Below are 25,841 nucleotides of genomic sequence, written 5' to 3'. Positions count from 1 at the left end.
GGGTTAGGCGCGGCGCCAGCGGGAGACGAAGCTGCGGGTGCCGGGCAGGATGGGTTGTAGATCGGGCAGGCGGAGTGATCCGTCGCGGGGCGGGCGGGAGGCCTCCCCGAGACCGACGAGGTAATTGAGGATGTCGGTGCGCACGCGCTTGAAGTGGGGATCGTGGTTCATATCCGTCTTGTCGCGTGGCCGTTCGAGGTCGATGCGGAACTCCGGGCCCAGGCCGGCGGCCGGTCCGGGGTCGAGGGGAATGATCCGGTCGGCCATGTAGATGCCCTCGTCGACGTCGTTGGTGATCAGCACGGCGGTGCGGCGGTTGGCGCTCCAAATGCGCAGGATCTCATCCTGGAGGTTGCCGCGGGTGAGGGCGTCGAGGGCACCGAGCGGCTCGTCCATCAGCAGCAGGTCGGGGTCGGTGGCCAGCACGCGGGCGATCGATACGCGCTGCCGCATCCCCCCGCTCAGTTCGCCGGGGTGCTTGTCGATCGCGTGGCTCAGTCCCACCATTTCCACGAACTTCCGGATGTGGGCGTCGCGGCGGCCCTTCGGCCAGTCGTCGTACACCTCGTCGACCGCGAGGGCCACGTTCTGGTAGACCGATAGCCACGGCAGCAGGCTGTAATTCTGGAAGATGATGCCCCGCTCGGGTGCCGGGCCGGTAATCGGCTCGCCCCGGTACAGGACCTGCCCCGCGCTGGGCTGCAGCAGGCCGGTCATGAGGTTGACCAGGGTGGTCTTTCCGGATCCGGTGAAGCCCACGATGGCCAGGAATTCGCCCTCGGCGATGGTCAGGTTGATGTTGGAAAGCACTTCGGTGCGGTCGGGGCCTTCGCCGTACCAGTGGCTTACGTTGCGGAATTCTATCATGGGGAAGGGGATAGGGATGAGGGTACAGGGACGAGGGTACAGGGACGAGGGATCAGGCCCGTACCGTTTCGAAGGAAACCCGCTGCTGTACCCAGAACATCATGCGGTCCAGGAGGAAGCCCACGAGTCCGATGACGAACATGGCGACGATGATCTTGGCGTTGCTGTCGGTGCCTCCGTTCTGGAATTCCTCCCAGACGAAGGAGCCGAGGCCGGGGCTCTGGGCCAGGAGCTCGATGGCGATGAGGACCATCCAGGCGACGCTCACGGTGATACGCATGCCGGTGAAGATCAGCGGGATAGCGGAGGGCAGGATGACCTTGAAGATCTTCTTGCCGATGCCGAGCTGGAGCACGCGGGCCACGTTCAGGTAGTCCTTGTTCACCGAGGAGACGCCCAGGCTGGTATTCACCAGGGTGGCCCACATGGCGCAGAGGCCTACGCTGATGGAGGAGATGAGGAAGGAGGTATCCGAATCCGAGCCGAGCGTGAGGGTCTTTACGATCATGAAGACGAGTAGCAGCCAGACCACCGGCGACACCGGCTTGAAGACCTGGATCATCCAGTTGAAGGCGATGCGCAGGGTATCGTTCAGCCCGATCAGTACGCCGAGGGGCACCGCGATGAGCAGCGAGATGAGGAAGCCTACGGCGACCGTCTTCAGGCTGGTGCCCACCTGGTCGAGGAAGGACGGCCGGCCCGTGTACACGATCGGGTCGAGGCCCTGCTCGGCGCGGGCCGCGTTCACCGGGGCGGTCTCGGCGCGGAAGGCAAGCTTCTTCGCCCGGATGGCGCGGTGGTCGGCCAGCAGCAGTTGCGCGGCCTGCACGACCTCGCCGGGGAAGGGCAGGGTATTGGGCCGGCAACTGATGTTGCCGGAGGCGATGCAGGCCGCCATCTCCGCGCCCGCGGCCTCGCCCTGTTCCTGGGTGACCCGCGCGATGCGGGCGTCCGCCTCGACGCCGTAGAGGTAGCTGGCGCTGAGCTGCCACAGCAGCAGGAATACGGCCATCGAGGCCAGGGAGATGAGGAGGGTGCGGGCTGCGCCCGGGGCCCGGCGGGCCAGGGCCGCCCGGTCGGGCAGGAAGCGGGTCAGGGCGGGCAGGGCCGCCTTCGGGGCGGGGGCCAGGGAGGTGGTGGCTTGGGATTGTCCCATGGGGCAGGAGATTTTAGCGTTTGCGGGTAGGTGGGGGGCTAGCGGCTGGGTTCTGCGTCCTTGTTGCCGATGGAGAAGCTGTTGAGGTAGCCGATGGGGTCCTTACCGTCGTAGGGGAGGCCATCGATGAAGGCGGAGGTGGCGGGCTTGTAGCCGTCGGTCTCCGGCACGTCGGCAGCGGGGATGTGCCCCTCGGCCACCAGTGCGGAAGCGGCGGTGCGCCAGAGGTCGGGGCGGTAGATTTCCTTGATGGTGGCGTGGTACCAGTCGGCCGGCTTGGCTTCGGGAATCTGGCCCCAGCGGCGCATCTGGGTCAGGAACCAGATACCGTCGGAGTAGAAGGGGTAGGTGGCGTCGTGGCGGTAGAAGACGTTGAAGTCCGGCATATCCCGCTTGTCTCCCTTCTCGAATTCGAAAGTGCCGGTCATGGAGTTGGCCAGGACCACGGAGTCGGCCCCCACGTAATCGGGCCGCGAGAGGATGCCGACGGCCCGGGCGCGGTTGGCCGGGTCGTCGAGCCACTGTCCCGCCCGGATGAGGGCCTTGGTGATGGCCGTCGTGGTGTTGGGGTACTGGGTAGCGAAGTCGGCCCGCAGGGCAAATACCTTTTCGGGGTTGTTCTGCCAGATGTCGTAGTTGGTCACCACGGGCACCCCGATGCCCTTGAAGACGGCCTGCTGGTTCCAGGGCTCGCCTACGCAGTAGCCGTAGATGGTGCCGGCCTCGAGGGTGGCGGGCATTTGCGGGGGCGGGGTGACGGAGAGCAGCACCTCGGCGTCCACCTGTCCCTGGATGTTGTCGGCGGTATAGAAACCGGGGTGGATGCCCGCCGCAGCCAGCCAGTAGCGGAGCTCGTAGTTGTGGGTGGACACGGGGAAGACCATCCCCATTTTAAAGGCCTTTCCGGCGTTGCGGTACTCCTCCACCACGGGCGCGAGCGCCGTGGCCGAGATCGGGTGGGCGGGCCGCCCGTCGGCGTCGAGGGGGAGGTGGGGCTTCATCTTGTCCCAGACGTCGTTGGACACGGTGATGCCGTTGCCGTTGAGGTCCATGCTGAAGGGGGTGATCAGCTTGGCCTGGCGGCCGAAGCCGGCACCGGCGGCGATGGGCTGCCCGGCCAGCATGTGGGCGCCGTCGAGTTGCCCGTCGATCACCCGGTCCAGGATATTTTTCCAGTTCGACTGGGCTTCCAGGGTAACGTAGAGCCCCTCCTCGCGGAAGTAGCCGAGTTCCTTGGCGATGGCCAGCGGGGCCATGTCGGTGAGCTTGATGAAGCCGAAGGTCAGCTGGGGCTTTTCAATGAGCGCCAGGTTGGCGGCGGCGGCGCCGTCGGTGGCGGGTGCGGCGGCGTGCTGACCGCAGGCGGTGAGGATGCAGGCCAGCAGGAGGAGGGGCAGGTAGGAGTATCGCATGGCGGGAAGGGGTGATGTCCGGTGGTGCCGGGGATTATTTTTTCTTTTTAGCCTCCGTTTCGAAGAGGGTAGGCTTGAAGGTGATCATGGTCCAGGCCCAGTTATTCGACTTCATGCTGCCGGGCCGCAGGTCGGTGAGCGTCTCGGTGCCGAGGAGGTGGGAGTAGCCGACGTGCAGAGTGACGGCGGGGGCCAGGGCGCGCACGTACACCAGGTCGAGCTCGCTGCCCAGGGAGGGGGAGAGGGCGTTGCCGGCTGCGTCCAGCTGCTCGGAGCCGGTGAGGAAGTGGTGAACGTGGGCCAGCAGGGAGGCTCCCCCGACGGCCCACTTGGTCTTAAGGTAGAGGTCCGTCACGCCGACGGTGCCGTTGGCGGGGCCGACGTAGAAGTAGTCCATCAGGCCGTTGAAGGCGTGGTTCGTGCCGTAGTCGGGTAGGAAGTAGGTCGCCCGGTCGGTGTCGTTGGCGTCGTCCTGTCCGGACACGTACTCGACCCCCAGGGTGAGGGGCGTGGCCTTGGTGGGGTAGGTGACGTTGAGGCCGCCGAGCCAGGCGGCGACGCTGCGGCCGCCCAGTCGGCCGGTCTGGGTATAGAGGTCGGCGCCCAGGCGGAACTTGCCGAGCTGGTAGTCCAGATAGGCGCCCAGGGTCTGCTTGTTGGAGACCGTGGAGTCGGGGTTCTGCTGGGTGGCGTTGAGGGTCAGCAGCGACAGCGTCCCCTGTTCTTCGGCGAAGGTATGGTTGAACCAGGCGTACTGCAGGCTCTTGTAGTTGCCCGCGACGGTGTAGAAATTAGCCCCCGGCGCCTGTAGGTAGCCGGGTTCCGGGCGGTCGTCGTCGGCGTTGAAGGCGAAGCCGAGGTGGAGCTGGTTGACCTTCTTCTCGTCGGTGAACTGCAGCAGGAGGGCGTCGTGCCGGCGGCCCTGCTGGGCCCACTCGAGGCCACCGAGGATGCGCTCGTTGTCGTAGCTGATGATCTGGCGGCCCGCCTTGACGGAGAAGCGCGGGCTGACGTGGTACTGCCCCCAGGCCTCGCTCAGGAAGGTGTTGCCGGCGTCGTCCTTAAAGATCTGGGGTTCCTCCCCCCACAGCCGGACGTCCTGGAGCGCCAGGCGGAAGGTGTACTTCTCCTCTGCGTAGTCTACGTAGAGGCGGCTGCGTTGCTCGGTGAAGAAGGCCGGGGCGTCGCCCGGCGAGCGGGGGGTCTTGAAGCCGTTACGGAACTCGGTCCGCGGCCGCACCTCGGCCGAAAGCCGGAACTGGGCACCGAGTGGTGCCGCGGCGCCGACGAGGAAAAGCAGGTAGATAAGCTGTTTCATAGCGATGTACGGTAGTGAGCAGTGAGTAAGCGGGAAGCGCCCGCTGGGACAAATCTACGTACACTTAGTTTAACTACGTAAATAAATACGTAAATTTCTAAGTATAATTTATTCGTTTGCCCCCTTTGTGTACCTTTACGGGCGGTATCTACCCCCAATCACCTACGTACTCTACCTGCTCTATGGCCGTATCCGAAGTGAAGACCACCTGTTCGTACTGTGGCGTAGGCTGCGGAATCATTGCCCGCCGCGACGGGCGGGGCCACCTCACGGTGGAGGGCGACCCCGACCACCCCGCCAACCGGGGGCAGCTCTGCTCGAAGGGGCGCACCCTCAACTACGTAGTCCAGGATCGCTCGGACCGCCTCCTCTACCCCCAGCTGCGGCTCAACCGCCACCACGAACTGCGGCGCGCCAGCTGGGACGAGGCCCTCGACCGCGCCGCGGCCGTATTTCGCTCCGTCATCGCGGAGCACGGGCCGGACAGCGTGGGCTTCTACATTTCCGGGCAGTGCCTCACGGAGGAGTACTACCTGGCCAACAAGCTGGTGAAGGGATACCTGGGCACCAACAACATCGATACCAACTCGCGGCTGTGCATGAGCTCCACGGTCGTCGCCTACACCAAGATGCTGGGGGAGGACGCCGTGCCCGTGAGCTACGAGGACATCGACCACACCGACTGCCTGCTGGTGGCCGGGGCCAACCCGGCCTGGTGCCATCCCATCTTGTGGCGGCGGGTAGAAGCCCGGAAAGCGGCCGCCCCGGGCACCCGGATCATCGTGGTGGACCCCCGCCGGACCGACACCTGCGCCCTGGCCGACCTGCACCTGCAGATCGTGCCCGGTACCGACGTGCTGCTTTACCACGCCATCGCCCGCCGGCTGTACGACACCAACCGCATGGACCTCGAGTTCATCCGCAGCCACACGGAAGCCGGGGAAAATTACGTCCGCATCCTCAAGGCGCTGCACCTGCGCTCCGCCGCCAAGACCTGCGGCGTAAGCCTGGACGACATCAAGCGCGCCGCCGACTACATCGGCGACGCCCGGGCCTTCCTGTCGATGTGGGCCATGGGCCTCAACCAGAGCCGGGTGGGGGTGGAAAAGAACGGCAGCCTGATCAACCTCCACCTGCTGACCGGGCAGATCGGCAAGCCGGGTGCCGGCCCCTTCTCGCTCACCGGCCAGCCCAACGCCATGGGCGGCCGCGAGGTGGGGGGCATGGCCAGTCTGCTCGCCGCCCACCGCGTGCTGGCCAACCGGGAGGACCGGGAGGAAATCGCCCGCTTCTGGGGCGTGGAACAGCTGCCCGCCGCGCCCGGCCTGACCGCCACCCAGATGTTCGACGCCCTGGAAAGCGGCAAACTGAAGGCCATCTGGATCATCTGTACCAACCCCTCGGTGAGCCTCCCCAACGCCCTGCGGGCCGACGGGGCCCTGCGCAAGGCCCGCTTCGTGGTGGTACAGGACATCAGCAACCGCAGCGACACCGCCGCCTACGCCGACCTGCTGCTGCCCGCCGCCGGCTGGCTGGAAAAGACCGGGACGATGACCAACTCCGACCGCCGCATCAGCCTGCTGCAGCCCCTCGTGCCCCCGCCGGGGGAAGCGCGGCCGGACGCGGATATCCTCATAGACTTCGCGCGGCGCATGGGCTTTGCCGGCTTCGACTACCGCGACGTGGGGGAAGTGTACGACGAGTACGCGCGCATGACCGCCGGTACCCGCATCGACGTCAGCGGCCTGAGCCACGAGCGGCTGCGGCGGGAGGGCAGCTTTCAGTGGCCCGTGCCGACACCCGTCCACCCCGGAACGCCGCGGCTGTTCACCGACCACCGCTTCTATACCCCGACCGGCCGGGCCCGCTTCCTCAGTACCATCTCCCACCAGGAGGTGCCCCCGCCCCCGCCGCCCGACCGGCCGTACGTGCTTACCACCGGCCGCATCCGCGACCAGTGGCACACGATGACCCGCACGGGCAAGGTGGCGCGGCTGCGGCGGCACATCGAGCTGCCCTACCTCGAGATCCACCCACTGGACGCTGCGGCCGAGCGGCTGGCGGAAGACCAGCTGGCGGTGATCCGCTCCGCCAACGGGGAGGTACGCGCTCGCGTCCGCTACTCGCGTGACCTGCGGCGGGGCGTCGTCTTCCTGCCGATGCACTGGGGAAAGACCCTCGGCAGCGCCCTGACCCGGGCCAACAACCTGACCGACGACAGCCTGGACCCCTACAGCAAGCAGCCCAACTACAAGTTCTGCCACGTGAGCGTACGGCCCTATGAGAAGGAAGCGGAGCACATCGTGGTGATCGGGGCCGGCGCGGCGGCCCACCGCTTCATCGCCAGCTACCGGGCGCACAACCGCCGCGACCGCATTACGGTGTTCTCGCGGGAGTCCCACGCCTTCTACAACCGGGTGCTCCTGCCGGAGTACGTCACCGAGCACCTGAGCTGGGAGCAGCTGCAGAAGCTCCGCCGGGACGAGCGACCGGAATTCGACCTGCACCTCGACACCACGATCGAACGGATCGACCGCGAGCACCGCGTGCTCTACACCGCCAGCGGCGAAAGCTACGCCTACGACCGCCTGGTGATCGCCACCGGCAGCCGCCCCTTCGTGCCCCGCGACGTCCCCCTGCACCTGCCGGGCGTCTTCACGATGCGGCAGCGGGAAGACGCGGACCGACTCAACGGCCACCTGGCCGCCGCCCGCCGGCAACGCCCGGCCCACGCCCTCATCGTCGGCGGCGGGCTGCTGGGCCTGGAGCTGGCCGCCGCCCTGCAGGAGATCGACGTGCGGGTGACGCTGGTGCAGCGCAGCAACCGCCTGATGGAGCGGCAACTGGACGCTACGGCCAGCCAGCTCCTGGCCGACGACGTCGGCGCGCGGGGCATCCAGATCTACTTCCGCAACGAGGTGGACACCATCTTCCCCATCGCCGCGGGGGAGGGCGGGGCCGCAGGTGCGCTGCGGGTAACGTTCAAGAGCGGAATCGGCCTGGTATGCGACGCGGTGGTGTACGCCATCGGCACGCGCCCGAACCTGGAGGTAGGCCGGACCGCGGGGCTGCGCTGCGGCGGCGGCATACAGGTAGACGATCGGCTGCAGACCAGCGACGAGCGGGTCTACGCCATAGGGGAAGTGGCGGAGTGGCGGGGGCGCCGCTTCGGCATCACCGCCGCGGCCGAGCAGCAGGCCGACGTACTGGCCGCTTCCCTGGCCGGCGACGTAACGGCGGTGTACGCCGGGTCCGTACCGATGAATATCCTCAAGTTTCGCGACCTCGACCTCTGCAGCCTGGGCGAAACCAGTCCGCCGCCCGGTGTGGACGGCTACGAGGAGGTGGTCTTCCGCGACCTGAGCCGGCGGTACTACAAGAAGTGCGTCGTGTACCAGGACCGCCTGGTCGGGGCCGTACTCATCGGCGACAAGAACGAATTTGCGGAGTACCGCGCGCTCATCGAGGACCGCCTCGAACTGGGCGACCGGCGCGAGGAACTGCTGCGGTCGGGCAGCTCCCGGCCGCCGCTGCAGGGCCGCCTGGTGTGCAGCTGCAACAACGTCGGCGAGGGCAACCTGGTCGGGGCCATCGCCGGCGGTTGCCGCGACTACGACGCCCTGGTGGCGCAGTCGGGCGCCGGCCTGGGCTGCGGAAGCTGCCGCCCCGAAGTGAAAAGCATCCTCGAACACCAACTCAGCGCCGTATGAGAACCAAGCTCCACCGCGTGGCCGTACGCGGCGGCGTCCTGTCGCCCAGCGAACTGCTCACCATCATCGACCTGGCGCGTGCCCTGGGCCTAGACGGCCTGCATTTCGGGTCGCGGCAGGATATCCTCTTTCCGGTCCGCGAAGAGCAGGCCGGCATACTGGCGCGCTTCCCGCGGCTGCGGGTCGAGTCCCTGGCCGGCCCCCACTGCGCCAACATCGTGTGCAGCTACGTAGCGGCAGGAATCTTTCCCTCCACGCCCTGGCTCACCAGCTCCACCTACCTGTACCTGCTGGAGCAATTCAGCTTTCCGGCAACCCTGGAGATCAACCTGGCGGACCCGCGCCAGCGCCTGGTGCCGCTCTTCACCGGCCACCTCAATTTTGTGGCCTCGGCGGAGGAGGACTACTGGTACCTCTACATCAAGTTGCCCGGCTGGCCGGAGATGCGCACCTTCCCCGCCCTCATCCACAGTTGGGACCTGGGCCGCGTAGCCGGCAGCCTGTGCGGGGCCGGGAGCGCCGAAGACCTGGAGGAAGTGATCGCCCTGGTCCACGAAAACGAAAACCTCAACCTGCGCGACGTGCGGGACGACCTGACGATCCCCTTCCGGCCCTTCCCCTACTACGAGGGCATGAACCGGCTGGACGCCGAGCACTACTGGCTCGGGCTCTACTGGCGCGACAACTGGTACTCCCTCGACTTCATGGCCGCCGCCTGCGACCTCTGCCTGGAGCACCGGATCGGCAAGCTGAGCATCACGCCCTGGAAGAGCTTCATCGTAAGCGGCATCCCGGACGGCGGTCGCCTGCGCTGGGAAAAGCTGCTCGGCCGGTTCGGCATCAACGCCCGCCACAGCAGCCTGGAGCTCAACTGGCACCTGCCGGTCGCCGACGGCGACGCCCTCGAGCTGAAGCGGTACCTGGTGCGGGAGTTCGACCGCCGCGACATCAGCACCTACGGGCTGACCTTCGGCATCAGCGACGGCGACCACGTGCCCTTCACCAGCATCTTCATCGAACGGGAGCCGTCGCGGGAGGGCCTGGTCGACGGCTTCCCGGTGCCGCCCCTCTACACGCTGAAGTGCGCGCGCAACTTTGACCCCAATACGCGGCAGTACGCCGAATACGCCCGCCGCGTCGACCGCTCGGAACTCGCGGAACTGATGCTGGAGCTCAGCCAGCGGTACTTCGAGCAGCTGGACGGGCAGCTGGAGGAGGTCGTCCGCAGTACCCACCGGCCCGCCGCCGCCGCGTCGACCCGCTCCGCCATGCAGTGCGGCCGCTGCCTGAGCGTCTATGATCCGACTTACGGGGACGCGGCGGCGGGGGTGCCGGCCGGCACCCCCTTTGCGGAAGTACCCGAAGACTACAGCTGCTGGACGTGCGGGGCGGGGCGTCACGACTTCCGCGAGGCGGAACTCATAATACCTCCCGCCCGTTAAAACAATGTACCCGGCAGCGGCGGTTACCTTGCCACCCCGGTACCTTTGCCGTAATACCCCCGCCCTTTGGCCACCCACATTATCCATCCTCAGCAGTTCCTTGAGCCGGAGAACCTCGACGCCTTTCTGGAACGGGGGTGGCGGCCCACGGGCCAGTCCATCTATACGTCCGACTACCTGCGTACCGACGACGACGAGCTCCACGGCTGCCTGCAGATCCGGTTGCCGCTGACCGACTTCACCTTCAAGCGGCGCCACCGCAAGCTCCTGCGCCGGAACGGCCGGCGGTTCCGCGTCACCCACGAGCGTGCCGGCACTCCGGACGAGGAGCTCCTGCACGTCAACCGGCTTTACATGCGCGAGCATCCGGACAAGACGCGGGAAGACCTGGAGTATAACGTATACAACGAAGACGGGCAACAGGTGCTGGGTACCCACCTGCTGCGGGTGTACGAGGGGGAGCGCCTGGTGGCCTTTAGTTACTTCGACGTCGGCCGCCGCGTGATGTACACCAAGGCCGGTATTTACGACCCGGCCTACGCCAGCGCCAGCCTTGGACTTTACACCATGCTGCTGGAGGTAGAACTGGGGCTGGAGCGCGACTTCACCTACTATTACCCGGGCTACTACTCGCCCACCTTCCCCGCTTTCGACTATAAGCTGCGGCTCGGGCCGATGGAGTACCGCGATATCGCCAGCGGCGAATGGCGTGTCCATCCAGAAGCGCCCGATCCCGCCCCCGCCGACCCCCTAGTCATCAACCGGCAGTACCTGAACGAGGCCCGCCTGGCGCTGGCCACCGTGGGCGTACGGTCGCAATTCCGCGAGTACCCGTCCTTTACCGGCCGCTTCCGGCCCGTACAACAGGGCGAGAACGTGATGCTCGACGCCCCCCAGCTCCTCCTGATCGGCCGGCCGCTGCCCCTGGAGTTCTACTTCGTGCTCACCTACGACAACGAGGGGCAACGGTACCGCTTCGACATCGTGCGGACGGCCAACCTCTACGACATGCGCGTACAGATCCTCAGCAAACGGGGGACGCCGCGGTTCACCACGCCCGTGGTCGTACACAGCCGGATCGTCGAATCCGACAACCTGCCCCTGGTGGTCCGCAAGGTGCGCGAACGGCTGGACGGGAGTACAAAGGCTTAACGCTTACCTTTGGCGCTCACAAAAATATCCCCTACATGAGCAGCCAATTACTCGCCGGCAAGCGCGGCGTCATCTTCGGAGCCCTGGACAATCAAAGCATCGCCTGGCAGGTCGCCGAGGTTTGCGCCGAAATGGGCGCGAAATTCACCCTGACCAACGCGCCCGTGGCCCTGCGCTTCGGCAGCCTCAATGAGTTGGGGGAGCGCCTGGGAGCCGAGATCATCCCGGCGGACGCTACCAGCCTGGAGGACCTGCAAAATCTCTTCACCAAGTCGGAAGAGATCCTGGGGGGCAAGCTCGACTTCGTACTCCACGCCATCGGTATGTCGCTCAACGTACGCAAGGGAAAAAGCTACACGGACCTCAAGCATGACTGGATGCTGAAGACCTTTGACATCAGCGCCATCAGCTTTCACAAGATGTGCCAGGTACTCTACAATGGAGACCACATGGCCGACTGGGGCAGCATCCTGGGACTGACCTACATCGCCGCGCAGCGCACCTTCCCCGACTACAGTGAAATGGCCGAGTCGAAGGCGCTGCTGGAAAGCTTCGCCCGCAGTTTCGGTTACCACTTCGGGGAAAAGAACCACGTACGCGTAAACACCATCAGCCAGTCGCCCACGATGACGACCGCCGGCAAGGGCGTGAAAGGCTTCGACGAATTTTTCGGCTACGCCGACAAGATGTCGCCCCTCGGCAACGCAACCGCCCGCAGCTGCGGTGAGTACTGCGCCACCCTCTTCAGCGACTACACCCGCTACGTAACGATGCAGAACCTGTACCACGACGGCGGCTTCAGCAACATGGGAATGAACCCCAAGGCACTTGAGCACTAGGGGGCGGGCGCGATTCGTGCCGGTGCCGCGTTGATAAGGACGATGAACAGGAACCTGAGCCATACACTGCTGCTATTCGGGCTGTTGCTCTGCACCTGCCTCCCGGCCCAGGTCCTCGATCCGACCGACACCGGGGAGCTGAGCCCCGACGACCCCGACTACGACGCCGCGAGCGCCCGTCGCGGCCGGCCGCAGGACCAGCGCGTCATCGCCCCCGATACCTTCGGTATATTCCTGTACCGGGTGGAAAACCCCAACGTGGAACGGCGCTTCGACGACAGCCTGCTCAACGGCTTCCAGCGCTACGAGCCCGACCGCGTGGTACCCTACGACTACGGTACGCTCGGCACAAACGGTACGCCGGCCTACCCACTGCGGTACGCGCCCGTATACCGGCGTGGGCTGGAGGTGGGGCTGCGGCAGTACGACCTGTACAAGGTGGATAGCGACAACCTCGACTTCTACCGTCTGCAGCGGCCGTTTACCTACCTCCAGTACCTGCGCGGCAGCGAGCAGAACGACGGCATGCTGACCGCCCGCTTCAGCCGCAACTTCGCCGACGGGGTCAACCTGCTGCTGAACTACCAGCGGATCTTCCAGACCGGCAACCAGGATAACTTCCCCGGCAGCCGCGTGCGCAACAGTTCGGTAGCCGTGGGCCTGGCCGTGCGCCCGCCCGGGAGCCGTTACAGCGGATACTTCAGCTACGCCGCCAATACCTTCGAGCAAGAACAGAATGGTGGTATTGCCAGCTTCGGCGAGACGAACGGTACGGACGAGATCAATAACCTGGGCCTGCTCACCCCCTACCTCGCTACCACCTTCGGCCGCCATGCCTACCGGGAGATAGCGGTGACCCAGTACCTGCAGTTCGGGGCGTCCACGGACACCCTGACCGGCCGGGAACGGCGGGCCTTCACGCTGAAGCACCAGCTGAAGGTCGACCGGCAATCCTACCGGCTGAGCAACCTGCGCGCGCCCGCCGACAGCAGCTTCTACAACAACTACCCCCTGCTCGACCGGGACGTTCGCGGCCTGCGCAACCTCATCACCCACCAGCTGATCAGCAACGAGGTCGGCTTCTCCACCTTCCGGAGAACCCGCTCCGCCAGCCAGGAAACCGTACAGCGCGATCTGCTCGAACTTGGCCTCACTCACCAGCTGCACCGCCTGGGAGGGGACCGCGGCGACAGTACCCTGAGTTTCCTGCTGGCCAACGCCAGTCTGGGCGTACGCCCCAGCGACCGCCTGCAGCTGCAGGTGGACGGACAGTTCAACCTGATCGGGCAGATCGGCGATTACCGGATCGCGGCCGCCGGGGAACTCGACCTCGGCCGGGCTGGCAAGCTGGAAGTAGGGGCCGTCAACCAGCTGTACGCTCCCGACCTGGTGCAGCGTACGTACCTCTTGAACGGAAGCCCGCTTTACGACCGGGACTTCGGGAAAACCCTCGAGCTGCGGCTGGAGGGCGCCTACACGCTGCCCTTCGTCCGGGTGCGGGCAGGACTGGCCTATAGCCTGCTGTCGAATTACGTATACTTCGATACGGAAGGCCTGCCGCAGCAGAGCGACGGACCGCATAGCATCCTGCAGCTTACCGCCGAGCGTAACTTTAGCTTCGGGGCGTACCGCCTGGACAACCGGGTGCTGCTACAGCAGGCCGATGAGATCTTTCGCCTGCCGCAGTTCTACGGTGAGCACAGTTTCTACTACGCGGGCAAGTGGTTCGGCGTACTGAACGTGAACCTGGGCGTTGACGTGCGGCTGGTGAGCGGCTTTCAGCCGCGGTACTACAACCCCCTGCTTCAGCAATTCCAGTTGCAGGAACGGCAACGCACCACGTTCTACGCCCAGGCCGATCCGTTCTTCAGCCTGCGGGTGACCAAATTCCGGTTCTTCGTCAAATACATACAGGCCCAGACACTGATCAGCGATCGTCTGCTGTACCTGACGGCCGAACATCCCTACCCCGACGCGGCCTTGCGGATCGGGGCCAGCTGGCGGTTAGTGGACTAAAAGCAGGAAAAGGAAGGCTGTGGGGGGCCGCGGTCGTTGACGACATGGCATAAAAAAAGAACCCCCAATCCCTAAAATAGGGTCGGAGGCTCACTTTACACTCACTAGTATATATGAAACTTAATCAACTGCTCACTTAACCACCGGACGGAGCGAAATGTTACATCGGGGTTGGGAATTTTTTTCCCTTTAACACTTTCGTCACTTTTCGGCTACGGCGGGGAGTTTGCCGCGTTTAGTGCGGAACAGCTTCCACCAGAAGGTCGGTTTGACCAACTGCTTGCGCAGCTCGAAGTCGGTGTACATTCTACAGAGTAGTTCGACGAGCTTAGGGTTGGCTGCAATGATGCCGGTAAGCAAATTTGTTATCCACTTTCGCTGCATGATCTGCTGCAACCGGTAACTCAGTCGTAGTTCAGTACGTAGTACGCGGTCGATCCGGATGTCGTAGGCGGAAAGAAATTCCGCATCGAAGCGATTTTCCTGCAGGCACCGCTGCGCCAGCTCGGCGGCGATGAAGCCGGAGTACACCGCGTTGCCGATGCCCTCGCCGGTGAGCGGGTCGATGAGGTGGCCGGCGTCGCCGGTGAGCAGGTAGTGGTCGCCCGAGAGGGTGCGGTCGCGGGAACCCAGCGGCAGGCCATAGCCGACCGTAGGGTCGATCTGCTCGGCGTCGCGGAAGCGATCGCGAAACTGTTCGGAGGCGACGATCGCGTCCAGTTCGCGGCGCAGGTTCAGGCCCCGCGCCTTGACGATGTCGGAGCGCATACCCAGGCCTACGTTCGCCTCGCCGTTCGGCAGGGGAAAGATCCAGAAGTAGCCGGGGTTGTAGGCGTCCAGAAAGTGCAGCTCGATGAAGTTGTCGGGGTGGAAGCCCGTCACCCCGCGGTAGTACGCGCGTACCGCGGCGGCGTGGTGTCGGCGGTCGGTTTCCAGGCCGGCCTCGTGTCGGCTGAAGCGGCTGTGGGCGCCGCTGCCGTCGATGAGCAGGCGGCACTGCCATTCGCGGCCGTCCCTGGCCCGTACGACGTACCCTTCCCCGGTGCGCTCCGTGGCCACGATGTCGGCGTGGAGGTGGAGGTCGATATCATCGCGTCGCTGCACTTCCTGAATGAGGAAGTGATCGAAGTCGATTCGTTTGCTGACGTAGCCGGGAGCCGCGTCGGGAACACGTTCGTACCCGATCTTAAAAGGCAGCTCGATCAGCTTCCGGCTCGGGGGGTAAAAGCGGATGCCCCATACGTCGGCCGGCGAGAATCGCTGCCGGAAGCGGTCCATAATGGCCGGATCGAGGCGGTTGAGCAGGGTAGGGACCTTGCCCGAGATGGCGTCACCGCACACTTTATCGCGGGGAAAACCTGACTTGTCCAGCAGGACGCTGGGGATACCGAGGTACGACAGGCGCAAGGCGGTAGCGGCACCGGCGGGGCCGGCACCTACGATAACGATGGGGGTCGAAGACATGGCCGCAAAGGTAGGGTAGGGCGGCGGTGCGGGACGTTAGTTCGTTACCCGGGCCTGGAAGGCCTGAAAGTCCACGCGGTCGCTGGTTAGGGTGCTGCAGTTTTTGTCGTCGGCGCGGGCATTGATGTCCTCGACGCGGTTGGCGGGGCTGGGGTGAGAGCTCAGGAAGGCGGGGGGAGAGGGTTGGTCCTGGATCTGCTCGAAAAAGCCGGCGGCCCCGTTGGCGGCGTAATTCGTCTGGCAGAGGTAGTCCACGGAATAGTCGTCGGCCTCTTTCTCGTCGCTGCGGGTAAACTGCAGGCTAAGCAGGGAGCCGGCGACCCGCCCCAGCAAGCCCGGGTCGCTGCTGCCGGTAACCAGGCTGACCAGGGTGGAGAAACCGTACTGTTTGGTCAGCTGGTTAGTGGCGTGCCGCCGGGCGGCGTGGGCGATCTCGTGGCCCAGTACGCCGGCCAGCTCGTCTCCGGTTTCCAGTGTGGCTACGAGCCCCGTATACACGTAGATGAAGCCCCCCGGGGTAGCAAAGGCATTCTCCACGTCGGAATCGATGAGCGTCACCGTATACGGAAATTCGTCCGCGTAACTCACCTGGCCCTCCCGTACGATTTCGTCGACCATACCTTGCAGGTAGGCGTAAGCCTGGGGGTAGGCCGACCGTTCCAGGATCGGATACTCACCGGGCATGCTGCGGATTTCGGCGTCGGTCTGCCGGCCGAGTTCCAGTTCCTGTTCTACGGAAAACACGTTGAGGTCACCGTCTTTCGTACAGGACGTAGCCAGCAGCGATATGGCCAGAAGCAGCAGCAGGGTGCAGTTGGGTATAATTTTCACGGATAACTACTTTATCCACCTAACCGCTTGCGGGGGTCCCGGTGTTCAGCCGCGCGGCCCGGGGGCAAACAAACTAATGCGCAAATTGAGTGTTCCCGAAGTGAATACCCATACCAATGTATCCGTTGCGCCACTTCCGCGCACCGATCGTCCAACGGGGGCGATCGCATGTATCCCAAGAATGCCAAAGAATAAATCGAAGAGCGGTAAGCTCAAGTCGCGCGATTTGGAGCGCGCCATTTACCAGGAGCTAAAGGCTAATGCCCGAAAGCAGCTCAACCCCAAGCAACTACAGCGTAAACTTAAGATCAAGAACAGCAGCGAAAGCATCCAGGCGGCCCTGGATAAGCTCGTCAGCGGCGGGAAAGCCAAAGTAACCGACGGTCACCGCTACCAGTTCAACCGCAGCGGCGGCGAGAAGCGGTCCACCAGCTACGCCGAGGGCCGTGTCGATATGACGCGCAGCGGCGCCGCCTACATTATTATGGACGGCGAGGCCAACGACATATACGTTTCCTCCAACCGGCTCGGTAACGCCCAGGACGGCGACAAGGTCAAGGTACGTTACTGGACCCCCGGCGGCCGCCGCAAGCCCGAGGGCGAAGTGGCCGAGGTACTCGAACGCAGCGTGACTCACTTCGTCGGCACCCTGAAGATCCACGAGAAATACGCCGAAGTCGTCGTCGACGGCCCGGGCGGCAAAACCCTGAGCGTGGCCGTACACCGGTCGGAACTCATCGGCGCGAATAACGGCGAAAAGGTCGTCGTACAGATCGTCGACTGGGAAGAGAACCGCTACGGACAGATCAGCGGCCAGATCACCGCCGTACTCGGGGAGCCCGGCTCGAGCAACATCGAGATGCAGTCCATTCTGATCAACAACGGCTTCCAGATCACCTTCCCCGATGCGGTACTCGCCGAGAGCGAGGCCCTGCCCGGCGAGATCACGCCCCAGGAGATCAATATCCGCCGCGACATGCGCGAGGTGACCACCTTCACCATCGATCCGCTCACGGCCAAGGACTTCGACGACGCCCTCTCCATCCAGACCCTGGAAGACGGGCAGATCGAGATCGGCGTGCACATCGCCGACGTCAGCCACTACGTCCGGCCCGGCAGCGCCCTCGACGAGGAGGCCGCCGACCGCACCACCAGCGTTTACCTGGTGGACCGGGTCTGCCCCATGCTGCCCGAGCGGATCAGTAACGAGCTTTGCTCGCTGCGTCCGAACGAGGATAAGCTCACCTTCAGCGCGGTTTTTAAGTTCAACCCCAAGAGTTTCAAGGTCACCGACCGCTGGTTCGGGCGTACCGTCATTCACTCCGACCGCCGGTTTACCTATGAGGAGGCCCAGGAAGTGCTGGATACGGGCGAGGGCGACTTCGTCGACGAACTGGACCTCATGGACCGGATCGCCGACAAGCTCCGCAAGCGCCGCTTCAAGGAAGGCTCCATCGACTTCAACACCAATGAAGTGCGCTTCAAGCTCGACGACGACGGCAAGCCCCTGGAGGTCTACATCAAGGACCGCATCGATACCAATATGCTGATCGAGGACTTCATGCTCCTCGCCAACAAGGAAGTAGCCACCTTCATCAAAAAGAAGGAGGAGCGCCTGAAGCAAAACATCCCCTTCGTATACCGGGTCCACGACGAGCCGGATATGGAGAAGGTTTCCGAACTGGCCAAGTTCGCCCTGGCGCTCGGCTACGACATGGACCTGAGCTCCCCGCAGGCCGTAACCCAGAGCTACAACAACCTGCTGGCCAAGGCCGACGAGGACCCCATGGTCAAGATGCTTTCCCCGATCGCCATCCGTACGATGTCCAAGGCCGTCTACACGACCCAGAATATCGGACACTACGGACTGGGCTTCGAAAACTATACCCACTTCACCTCGCCCATCCGCCGCTACGCCGACGTGCTGGTACACCGCCTGCTGGAGAAGAACCTGGAGAAGGGCAGCCTTTTCAAGGCGAATCCCGAAAAGCTCGAAGAGACCTGCAAGCACATCAGCAGTCAGGAGCGGAAGGCCGTCACCGCCGAGCGCGAGAGCATCAAGTACAAGCAGACCGAGTTCATGCTGGACAACGTCGGGGAAGAATTCGATGGCGTCATTAACGGCCTGGCCGACTTCGGCGTCTTCATTGAGCTGATCGATAACTTCGTAGAGGGCATGGTACCCTTCGACAAAATGGACGAGCCCTACGATATGGCGGCCGGTAAGCTCTTCATCACCGGCAAGAAGTCCGGCAAGAAACTCAAGATGGGCGACCAGGTCCGCGTGAAGATCGAGGACGTCGATCTCGACCGCCGGCGCATCGATATGTCGCTGGTCAGCGTCCTCAAAGTGCACGGCGAGCCCGCACCCGCCGAGAAGCCCAAGCGGCAGTCGCGCGGCAGCCGACGCAAGGTGCGCAGTTAGCGTTATTCCCCCTCCGGGTGCCCTGACGGCCCCGTCCCGACCGGGGCGGGGCCGTTAATATTGCGTTAAACAGGTAGTTGGATTACGGCTAAATTGGCGGTACAAACGTTTGTTAATCAGATGTTTAAATGAGTTGAGGCGGAATTAAAAGTTCCTTATCGAGGTAACTTCGCACGTATTCAGACGTCTATTGCTTAGCAGAACGGCACGTGCCTCTGTACTTTTGTCATCCAAAATTCGACGCTATGCGTTTTCGCACCTATTTGATGATCGCCCTCTTCGCCGTCGCCGGCCTGGGTACGCAGTTGTCCGCTCAGAAGATCGCCTCCATCGATATGGAGCGCATCCTGAGCAGCATCACCGAATACCAGGACGCGCAGGAGCAGCTCGACCAGCTGGCCGCCAAGTGGCAGCAGGAGATCAACCAGGAGTACGACGCCATCAAGGGTCTGTACAACAAGTACCAAGCCGAGCAGGTGCTCATGACCGACGACCAGCGCTCCGCCCAGGAAGAAGCGATCCTCGATCGCGAAACAAAGGTGCGTAACATGCAGCGCGAGCGCTTCGGCCCCGAGGGAGCCCTCTTCCAGCGCCGGCAGGAGCTGGTGAAGCCGATCCAGGACGCCATCTACGAGGCCGTAGAGACCTACGCCAACCAGAACAACTACGATTTCATATTCGACCGTGCCGGAGCCGCAGGGATTATTTTCTCCAGCGACCAGTACGATAAGACCGACGAGATCCTCCGCTCCCTGCGGAACTGATCGACGCGCGCGTCGCCCTCACGTATACTAACCCCTAAACATCAACGATGAACCAGGTTTTTAAATTCGCTTTCGTAGCGCTGCTGCTCTTCGTAGCCACCGCTACCGCAACCGCCCAGAAATTCGGGTACGTCAACTCCGCCGAGATCCTCGCCGATCTTCCCGCTATGAAGGCCGCCGAATCCAACCTCGAGGGACTGCAGAAGCAGCTCCAGAAGAAGGGTCAGGCCATGGTCCAGACGTTCCAGACCGACTACCAGGCCCTGCAGGCCAAGGCCCAGGAAGGCACCATGAGCCCCAAGCAACAGCAGGAGGAGGCCGCCAAGCTCCAGGCCCGGGAGGAAGAGATCGGCTCCTTCGAGCAGTCCATGATGAACGACCTGCAGAAGAAGCGGCAGGAACTGCTCGAGCCCATCTACAAGTCCGTCAACGACGCCATCAAGGCGGTCGCCGAGGAGAATGGCTACACCTTCATCTTCGACCAGCAGGTGCTGCTCTACGGTCAGGAAAGCCAGGACGTCAGCGCCATGGTGCGCGCCAAGCTGGGTATCTAACTCCGGCCGGTGTACCTGCCCCCCCATAACGGATCCATTGGAGTCTTCGACTCCGGCATTGGCGGCCTCTCGGTCGCCAATGCTGTTTGTGGGCTGCTGCCCCGGGAATCCCTCCTGTACGTTTCGGACAACCACCACGCCCCATACGGCGCGCGCACCGATGCGGAAGTTTTCGACTTCAGCCGACGCATCACCGACTACCTGCTGGCCGCGGGGGCGAAGCTCGTGGTGGTAGCCTGCAATACCGCTACCAGCATCGCCATTGACGGGCTACGGGAAAGCTACCCCGACGTGCCTTTCGTAGGACTTGAGCCTGCCGTGAAGCCGGCCGCCCGGGGCCGCAACGTCGGCGTACTGGCTACGGCGGTCACCCTGCGCAGCGCCCGCTACCGTGCCCTGCGTGCCCGCTATCTGGCGGACCGGCCGGTATGGGAAAGCCCCTGCGTGGGCCTGGTGGAGCGCATCGAGGCCCACGGTGCCGGATCCGTGCCGGTACGCGCCCTGTTGGAGGACCTGCTGTCCGGCGCCGGTGAGCTGGACACCGTCGTACTGGGCTGCACCCACTATCCCCTGGTGATCGGGGACATCCGCGCGGCCCTGCCCCCCGGCACCGACGTGATCGATCCTTCCGGGGCGGCGGCGCGGCAGGTGCAACGTCTGCTTCAACGGCGGGGTCTGGCGGCTTCTGAACCCGAAATATCAGTTCGACACGATTTTCTCTGCACCGGCGGCAGCGCCCCCCTGCAGCGTACCCTGCGGCACCTGCCCGCCCTCAATGCGGACCGCCGGTGGGTGCTGCCGTACCTTAAGCGCCTAACTACCCCCGATGCATGACCGACCGCTTCGCTACCGCCCTCCAGGACCACCTGCAACTCCGCAAGCGCATCCTGGCCCTCACCGAAAGCGTTACGCCGGCGCAGCTCGACCGGGTGCCGGCGGGCTTCAATAACAATCTGATCTGGAACGCCGGCCACGTCATCGCCACCCAGGAACAACTTACCTACGCGCTGGGCGGTCACCCGACCCCGAGCGGCGCGGCATTCGTGGCGCGCTACCGGCGGGGTACCCGTCCCGAAGGTGACCTGGCCACGGAAGATTACGCCTACATCCGGACCGAACTGCTCGCCGGCAACGAGAAGCTACGGGAAGCCTGCGACGACCTGGACTGGAGCGGGTACCGGCCATACACTACCAAACTGGGGGTGACCGTGACCGATCTGCTACGCGCGGTGGAGTTCAACAACGTGCACGAAGCGCTGCATCTGGGAACCATGCTGGCGCAGCGCCGGCTGGTCTAGTCGAGGTGGTCGACGGAGAAATCCGGGAAGTGGGTAGTGAGAAGGTTGCGGAGCTTCTCGCGGGTCAGCGGTTTGGGCTCGTGGCCATCGATGCAGGTAAACTGCCGGGAGCGCTCCTGGTCGCCCTCGCCAATGGAGCTGGTGATCATCAGGATCGTCACGCGGGCGCGCTGCTCGGCGGGTAATTCGCGGTAGGCGTCCAGAAATTCCCACCCGTCCATGACGGGCATGTTGATGTCCAGGAAAAGCAGGTCGGGGCGGGTAGCGGTAGAGCCGTCGGAGGGTGGGGTAGTGAAATAGCGCAGCCCCTCGCGGCCGTTGTGTCGGACCACGATCTCATTGGCGATATTCATCTTCGTGAGTCGCCGGGTATGGATAAAGTTATCAGCGTCCGAATCGTCAATTAGAAGGACGCACCCTAACTTGTTCATAGTCTAGACTCCTGGGTATGGTCACGGTAAAGGTACTCCCGCGGCCGGGCTGGCTGTCCACGGTGATCGTACCCTGGTGCAATTGTACTATTTTTTGGCAAAACGCCAGACCAATTCCTTGCCCTTCGTAACTATCGCGACTATTCAACCGGGTGAATAAGTCGAAAATCTTCTGCTGGTCCTCCTCGGACATGCCGATGCCCTGGTCCCGCACGCTCACCTGGACGCACTCCGCCGTTGCCCGGCCGAACACTTCGATCCGGGGCGGGTGACCGGGACGGTGGAACTTCAGGGCATTGGCCAGCAGGTTTTGGAAAAGCTGACGGAGTTCAACCGCGTAGCCGGTCACGTCGGGCAGCGGTTCGACGGATATCGTGGCCGCGGATTCCTCGATACGCAATTCGAGGTTTTCGCGGGCTTCGTTGACGATGCAGCCCAGGTCTACGCGGGCGGCGGCTTCGCTACGGCCGATACGGCTGAAGTGGAGGAGCGTCTCGATGAGGTCGCGCATGCGTACCGTAGCCCGCTGGATGGTGTCGAGTAGTTCCCTCGCCTTGCTGTCGAGCTGTCCTCCGTAGTCTTCGTTGAGTACCTCCACGTAGTTGCTTACGGTCCGCAGCGGCTCGTTGAGGTCGTGGGAAGCGATGTAGGCGAACTGGTCGAGCTCGCGGTTCTTGTTGTTGAGGGAGGCGATGAGCTCGTTATTGACCTGCTCGATACGCCGCCGCTCCACGATCTCGGCCGCCATGGCCTCGTTCCATCCGCTGATCGTGGATACTAGGGGGCGCAGCTGGCTGTAGATGTAGTAGAAGACTGTCGCCAGTCCGATCACGCCCATCAGCCGCAGGAAGGTGGTCACGGTACTGAGGCTATCCAATTGCCGCTGCCGCAGTTCAACGTCCCGGGTCTCTATGCTCCGCAGCAGCTGCACGTCGAGCCGGATGCTATCCATAATGGAGCGGCCGCGCTGGGTCTGGAAGCGTTCGGTGAGCGCGTCCGTATTACCCTGGCGGTAGTATTTGATGGTGGCTGCGATATCCTGAAACTTGCGCCGGGTGAGCGCGGTCACGTTCTCGGCCCGCGCGGTCTGCAGCGAATCCCCGGCCACGGCTTCGTTGATTTCGGCCAGGATGCGGTCGATGGCATCGGTGGCCTGGAGCTGGGGCTTCAGGTAGGAGGGCTCACCGGTGAGCAGGTATCCCCGCTGCCCGGTTTCGGCGTCCTGGATGAGGCTCAGCAGATTGCCGATACTGCGTTCCAGGTGGAGGGCGTGGTCCAGTTTCTTGCGGACGTTCACGGCACGGAACTCGGTGATCACCGACGCCAGCACAATGATGGTGAGCAGGATCAGCCCCACAAAGACGATACGAAAGAGCCGGTAGCTCTTGTCGCTCACGGGCTCGGCGGGGGATGCTTGCAAAGGCGTGGAAATTGGTGGTCAGGGAAGGTGTCGGAAGTACTCAAGATAAACGCTGCGGCCGGGACCGGCAAACCCCGGCGGCGGTCGCGAAGCTACGGTACCCGTTGCGGATGGCGGGAAATCTTCCATGAAGGTTCCTCCGACGGGCAAGCTGTGAATTGTTTGTATATTCGCGCCGATACAAAATGACTACATGAACTGTCGCGCGCGTGCGGCATCCGTCGGTCTCCAGCGACCCCCGGCGGGATAGAAAGAACAACGCGGTCACGAACCGCGCCAACCGGCTGGCCCGTACGCTGCTCCGCACCTGCGCCCCGCCGCCCCTTCCTTCCCCATCGCAGTTTGTTTTGTGTCACCGTCTGCCGTGCTCCACGCGGCCGGCGAACGAACGTATATTTTCATTTAAAGTCCAATCAATAATGGGTAATCAAACCCCAATGTCGGTGAACTTCTCCCTGCCCAACGGCCGGGAAGTCACCATCGAGACCGGTAAACTGGCCACCCAAGCCGACGGATCGGTCGTCGTCAAGTGCGGCAAGACCATGCTCTTCTGCTCCGCCGTATCCAGCACCAGCGTACGGGAGGGACAGAGCTTCTTCCCGCTCAGCGTGGATTACCAGGAGAAGTTTGCCGCCGCCGGCCGCATTCCCGGTAACTTCTTCCGCCGCGAAGCCCGCCTCAACGACTACGAGATCCTGATCTCCCGCCTCGTTGACCGCGCCATCCGTCCGCTGTTTCCGAAGGGGTACATGTTTGATACCCAGATCATCATCAACCTGATCTCTCTCGACGAGGAGGTCATGCCCGACGCCCTCGCCGGTCTGGCCGCCTCGGCCGCGCTGACCTGCTCGAATATTCCCTTCGAAGGCCCCATCTCGGAGTGCCGCGTCGCCCGCATCAACGGCGAGTATGTCGTCAACCCCGACCGCAGTCAACTGGCCGAGGCCGACCTCGACCTGATCGTGGCCGCCGACAAGTCCAACATCATGATGGTGGAGGGCGAAGCCAAGGAAGTAGAGGAAAGCGCCATCCTGGAGGCCCTCAAGGTCGGCCACGGGGCCATCAAGACCATGTGCGACGCCCAGCTGCGCCTGAAGGAGCAGGTCGGCGATAAAGCCACCACCCGCGACGTGGAGATCCACGAGATCAACCCCGACGTGCTCAGCTACGTCGAAAAATCCATCCGCAGCGAGATCCTGCGCGTCGCCGGATCGGCCAGCGACAAGGCTACCCGCAAGAGCTCCTTCAAGGAGGTCAAGGAGAACTTCAAGGAAGTAGCCCTGGCCGAAAAGGGCGAGGAGTGGATGACCGAGAACAAGGAGGACGTCAGCGCCGCCTACGACAAGGTGCAGAAGAAGCTCATCCGCAACATGATGCTCGACGACAAGAAGCGCCTTGACGGCCGCGCCTTCGACGAGGTGCGTCCCATCTGGACGGAAGTGGACTATTTGCCCTCCGCCCACGGTTCGGCCATCTTCAACCGCGGCGAGACCCAGTCCCTTACCAGCCTTACGCTGGGCACCAAGACCGACCAGGCCATGGTCGACATCGCCTACGAAAACAGCTACGACAACTTCATCCTGCACTACAATTTCCCGGCCTACTCGGTCGGTGAGACCAAGCCGATGCGCGGCCCCGGCCGCCGCGAAGTGGGCCACGCCAACCTGGCCGGCCGCTCGATCCGGCAGGTACTGCCCGATGAGATGACCCACACCATCCGCCTGGTTTCCGACATCATGGAGTCCAACGGCTCCAGCTCGATGGCTACCGTCTGCGCCGGCTCGCTCGCCCTCATGGACGGCGGCGTGCAGATCAAGCGGCCCGTAGCCGGTATCGCCATGGGTATGGTGGCCGAGGGCGGCAAGATTGCCATCCTCAGCGACATCCTCGGCGACGAAGACGCCCTGGGCGATATGGATTTCAAGGTCACCGGTACCAGCAAGGGTATCACCGCCTGCCAGATGGACATCAAGATTGACGGATTGCCCTACGAGCAGCTGGAGCAGGCCCTCGAACAGGCCCGCGTCGGCCGCCTGCACATCCTCGGTGAGATGGACAAGTCGCTCAGCGAGCCCCGCAACGATATCAAGCCCCACGCCCCCCGCATCGTCAAGCTCATCATCGAGAAAAGCTTCATCGGCGCGGTCATCGGACCCGGCGGTAAGATCATCCAGGAGCTGCAGGAGCTCACCGGCACCAACATCAACATCGACGAGATCGACGGCAAGGGCCACGTGTCTATCGCCAGCTCGGACAAGGCGGCCATCGAAGACGCGGTAGCCCGCATCAAGAAGATCACCTTCACCCCCGAGGTGGGCGAGGTCTACGAAGGCACCGTCAAGACGATCATGCCCTACGGCGTATTCGTCGGCTTCGAAGGCGGCCGCGACGGCCTGCTGCACGTGAGCGAGATGAGTCACAGCCGCATCGAGAGCGTTGAGGACGAGTTCAACGAAGGCGACAAGGTCAAGTTCAAGATCGTCGACATCGATGAGCGGACCGGCAAGCTACGCCTCAGCCGCAAGGCCATCATGCCCCGCGCCGACGGTACCATCCCGACGGACGAGGAGCTTGAGGAAGAGCGCAAGGCCGCCAAATCGCGCGGACGTGACCGGGGCGACCGCGGCGACCGCGGCGACCGCCGTGGTGGCGGACGTGATCGCGGCGAGCGTCGCGGCGGCGGACGCCGGCGTGACCGCGACGACGACTAGTCTTTCGCACTTACGTACACAGATTAAGCGC

Annotated in this window: 19 protein-coding genes; 11 read left to right on the top strand and 8 right to left on the bottom strand. The window is 63.8% G+C overall.

Annotated elements, in window-relative coordinates; genetic code table 11:
• Window positions 1-3 precede the first annotated feature (3 nt).
• From DQG19_RS12045 to DQG19_RS12030, 4 genes are read right to left on the bottom strand one after another with little or no spacing between them, the layout of a single operon-like run.
• Window positions 4-867 (bottom strand): ABC transporter ATP-binding protein, encoded by an 864-nt coding sequence (locus tag DQG19_RS12045; RefSeq protein ID WP_116126523.1) that lies wholly within the window; start codon window positions 865-867, stop codon window positions 4-6.
• Window positions 868-919: 52 nt separating this feature from the next.
• Complete coding sequence (locus DQG19_RS12040) at window positions 920-2,023, bottom strand: ABC transporter permease (protein ID WP_116126522.1); 1,104 nt, start codon at window positions 2,021-2,023, stop codon at window positions 920-922.
• A gap of 38 nt (window positions 2,024-2,061) precedes the next feature.
• Window positions 2,062-3,435, bottom strand: a complete 1,374-nt coding sequence (locus DQG19_RS12035) for a CmpA/NrtA family ABC transporter substrate-binding protein (RefSeq protein ID WP_116126521.1) — start codon at window positions 3,433-3,435, stop codon at window positions 2,062-2,064.
• Between the two features lie 34 nt (window positions 3,436-3,469).
• Window positions 3,470-4,753: an alginate export family protein gene (locus DQG19_RS12030; RefSeq protein WP_116126520.1), complete on the bottom strand. Its 1,284-nt coding sequence runs from the start codon at window positions 4,751-4,753 to the stop codon at window positions 3,470-3,472.
• A 182-nt stretch (window positions 4,754-4,935) separates the two neighbouring features.
• On the opposite strand from DQG19_RS12030, the gene DQG19_RS12025 reads away from it, so the two are divergent.
• From DQG19_RS12025 to DQG19_RS12005, 5 genes are all read left to right on the top strand, one after another.
• A complete protein-coding gene (locus DQG19_RS12025) occupies window positions 4,936-8,463 on the top strand; it encodes a nitrate reductase (RefSeq protein WP_116126519.1) in 3,528 nt (1,175 codons plus the stop codon).
• Window positions 8,460-9,905, top strand: coding sequence for a rubredoxin (locus DQG19_RS12020; RefSeq protein WP_116126518.1), 1,446 nt, complete (start codon window positions 8,460-8,462; stop codon window positions 9,903-9,905). Before DQG19_RS12025 ends, DQG19_RS12020 begins: the two co-directional genes overlap by 4 nt.
• Before the next feature lie 66 nt (window positions 9,906-9,971).
• Window positions 9,972-11,057 (top strand): hypothetical protein, encoded by a 1,086-nt coding sequence (locus DQG19_RS12015; protein ID WP_116126517.1) that lies wholly within the window; start codon window positions 9,972-9,974, stop codon window positions 11,055-11,057.
• Window positions 11,058-11,092: 35 nt separating this feature from the next.
• Window positions 11,093-11,896, top strand: coding sequence for an enoyl-ACP reductase (locus DQG19_RS12010; RefSeq protein WP_116126516.1), 804 nt, complete (start codon window positions 11,093-11,095; stop codon window positions 11,894-11,896).
• Window positions 11,897-11,938: 42 nt separating this feature from the next.
• The gene (locus DQG19_RS12005) at window positions 11,939-13,912 is read left to right on the top strand and encodes a putative porin (RefSeq protein WP_116126515.1); all 1,974 of its coding nucleotides are present in this window, start codon (window positions 11,939-11,941) and stop codon (window positions 13,910-13,912) included.
• Window positions 13,913-14,113: 201 nt separating this feature from the next.
• On the opposite strand, the gene DQG19_RS12000 is transcribed toward DQG19_RS12005, so the two are convergent.
• Complete coding sequence (locus DQG19_RS12000) at window positions 14,114-15,376, bottom strand: NAD(P)/FAD-dependent oxidoreductase (RefSeq protein WP_116126514.1); 1,263 nt, start codon at window positions 15,374-15,376, stop codon at window positions 14,114-14,116.
• 36 nt (window positions 15,377-15,412) lie between these two features.
• Window positions 15,413-16,207 carry a M48 family metallopeptidase gene (locus tag DQG19_RS11995; protein ID WP_232826509.1) on the bottom strand — a complete coding sequence of 265 codons (795 nt, stop codon included), beginning with the start codon at window positions 16,205-16,207 and terminating at the stop codon, window positions 15,413-15,415.
• 181 nt (window positions 16,208-16,388) lie between these two features.
• Between DQG19_RS11995 and rnr the strand changes: the two genes are divergently transcribed.
• The 5 genes from rnr (at window position 16,389) to DQG19_RS11970 (ending at window position 21,248) form a co-directional block, all read left to right on the top strand.
• Window positions 16,389-18,632 (top strand): ribonuclease R, encoded by a 2,244-nt coding sequence (gene rnr, locus DQG19_RS11990; RefSeq protein ID WP_116126513.1) that lies wholly within the window; start codon window positions 16,389-16,391, stop codon window positions 18,630-18,632.
• Between the two features lie 245 nt (window positions 18,633-18,877).
• Entirely contained in the window at window positions 18,878-19,396 is a 519-nt protein-coding gene (locus DQG19_RS11985) for an OmpH family outer membrane protein (protein ID WP_116126512.1), read from the top strand.
• A 47-nt stretch (window positions 19,397-19,443) separates the two neighbouring features.
• Window positions 19,444-19,950 carry an OmpH family outer membrane protein gene (locus tag DQG19_RS11980; RefSeq protein WP_116126511.1) on the top strand — a complete coding sequence of 169 codons (507 nt, stop codon included), beginning with the start codon at window positions 19,444-19,446 and terminating at the stop codon, window positions 19,948-19,950.
• A gap of 9 nt (window positions 19,951-19,959) precedes the next feature.
• Window positions 19,960-20,784, top strand: coding sequence for a glutamate racemase (gene murI / locus DQG19_RS11975; protein WP_116126510.1), 825 nt, complete (start codon window positions 19,960-19,962; stop codon window positions 20,782-20,784).
• On the top strand, window positions 20,781-21,248 hold the full coding sequence (locus DQG19_RS11970) for a DinB family protein (RefSeq protein ID WP_116126509.1): 468 nt from the start codon (window positions 20,781-20,783) through the stop codon (window positions 21,246-21,248). The genes murI and DQG19_RS11970 overlap by 4 nt, the downstream gene beginning before the upstream one ends.
• Here the strand turns inward: DQG19_RS11970 and DQG19_RS11965 are convergent.
• Window positions 21,245-21,601, bottom strand: coding sequence for a response regulator (locus DQG19_RS11965; RefSeq protein WP_232826508.1), 357 nt, complete (start codon window positions 21,599-21,601; stop codon window positions 21,245-21,247). The genes DQG19_RS11970 and DQG19_RS11965 overlap by 4 nt on opposite strands.
• Before the next feature lie 46 nt (window positions 21,602-21,647).
• A complete protein-coding gene (locus DQG19_RS11960; protein ID WP_116126507.1) occupies window positions 21,648-23,099 on the bottom strand; it encodes a sensor histidine kinase in 1,452 nt (483 codons plus the stop codon).
• Window positions 23,100-23,518: 419 nt separating this feature from the next.
• On the opposite strand from DQG19_RS11960, the gene pnp reads away from it, so the two are divergent.
• Window positions 23,519-25,810 (top strand): polyribonucleotide nucleotidyltransferase, encoded by a 2,292-nt coding sequence (pnp, locus tag DQG19_RS11955; RefSeq protein ID WP_116126506.1) that lies wholly within the window; start codon window positions 23,519-23,521, stop codon window positions 25,808-25,810.
• The last annotated feature ends 31 nt before the right edge of the window (window positions 25,811-25,841 follow it).

This window comes from Lewinella sp. IMCC34183 (genome assembly GCF_003390915.1).
Classification (GTDB): Bacteria; Bacteroidota; Bacteroidia; order Chitinophagales; family Saprospiraceae; genus Neolewinella.
This window is presented reverse-complemented; position numbering and strand designations above follow the sequence as displayed.

What these genes read in the sequence shown, in the direction of transcription:
- DQG19_RS12000 (WP_116126514.1), bottom strand. Translation starts at nt 15,376, where the DNA reads ATGTCTTCGACCCCCATCGTTATCGTAGGTGCCGGCCCCGCCGGTGCC.
- DQG19_RS11970 (WP_116126509.1), top strand. Translation starts at nt 20,781, where the DNA reads ATGACCGACCGCTTCGCTACCGCCCTCCAGGACCACCTGCAACTCCGC.
- pnp (WP_116126506.1), top strand. Translation starts at nt 23,519, where the DNA reads ATGGGTAATCAAACCCCAATGTCGGTGAACTTCTCCCTGCCCAACGGC.
- DQG19_RS12025 (WP_116126519.1), top strand. Translation starts at nt 4,936, where the DNA reads ATGGCCGTATCCGAAGTGAAGACCACCTGTTCGTACTGTGGCGTAGGC.
- DQG19_RS12030 (WP_116126520.1), bottom strand. Translation starts at nt 4,753, where the DNA reads ATGAAACAGCTTATCTACCTGCTTTTCCTCGTCGGCGCCGCGGCACCA.
- DQG19_RS12010 (WP_116126516.1), top strand. Translation starts at nt 11,093, where the DNA reads ATGAGCAGCCAATTACTCGCCGGCAAGCGCGGCGTCATCTTCGGAGCC.
- DQG19_RS11980 (WP_116126511.1), top strand. Translation starts at nt 19,444, where the DNA reads ATGAACCAGGTTTTTAAATTCGCTTTCGTAGCGCTGCTGCTCTTCGTA.
- DQG19_RS11965 (WP_232826508.1), bottom strand. Translation starts at nt 21,601, where the DNA reads ATGAATATCGCCAATGAGATCGTGGTCCGACACAACGGCCGCGAGGGG.
- DQG19_RS12040 (WP_116126522.1), bottom strand. Translation starts at nt 2,023, where the DNA reads ATGGGACAATCCCAAGCCACCACCTCCCTGGCCCCCGCCCCGAAGGCG.
- DQG19_RS12005 (WP_116126515.1), top strand. Translation starts at nt 11,939, where the DNA reads ATGAACAGGAACCTGAGCCATACACTGCTGCTATTCGGGCTGTTGCTC.
- DQG19_RS11985 (WP_116126512.1), top strand. Translation starts at nt 18,878, where the DNA reads ATGCGTTTTCGCACCTATTTGATGATCGCCCTCTTCGCCGTCGCCGGC.
- DQG19_RS12045 (WP_116126523.1), bottom strand. Translation starts at nt 867, where the DNA reads ATGATAGAATTCCGCAACGTAAGCCACTGGTACGGCGAAGGCCCCGAC.
- DQG19_RS12020 (WP_116126518.1), top strand. Translation starts at nt 8,460, where the DNA reads ATGAGAACCAAGCTCCACCGCGTGGCCGTACGCGGCGGCGTCCTGTCG.
- rnr (WP_116126513.1), top strand. Translation starts at nt 16,389, where the DNA reads ATGCCAAAGAATAAATCGAAGAGCGGTAAGCTCAAGTCGCGCGATTTG.
- DQG19_RS12035 (WP_116126521.1), bottom strand. Translation starts at nt 3,435, where the DNA reads ATGCGATACTCCTACCTGCCCCTCCTCCTGCTGGCCTGCATCCTCACC.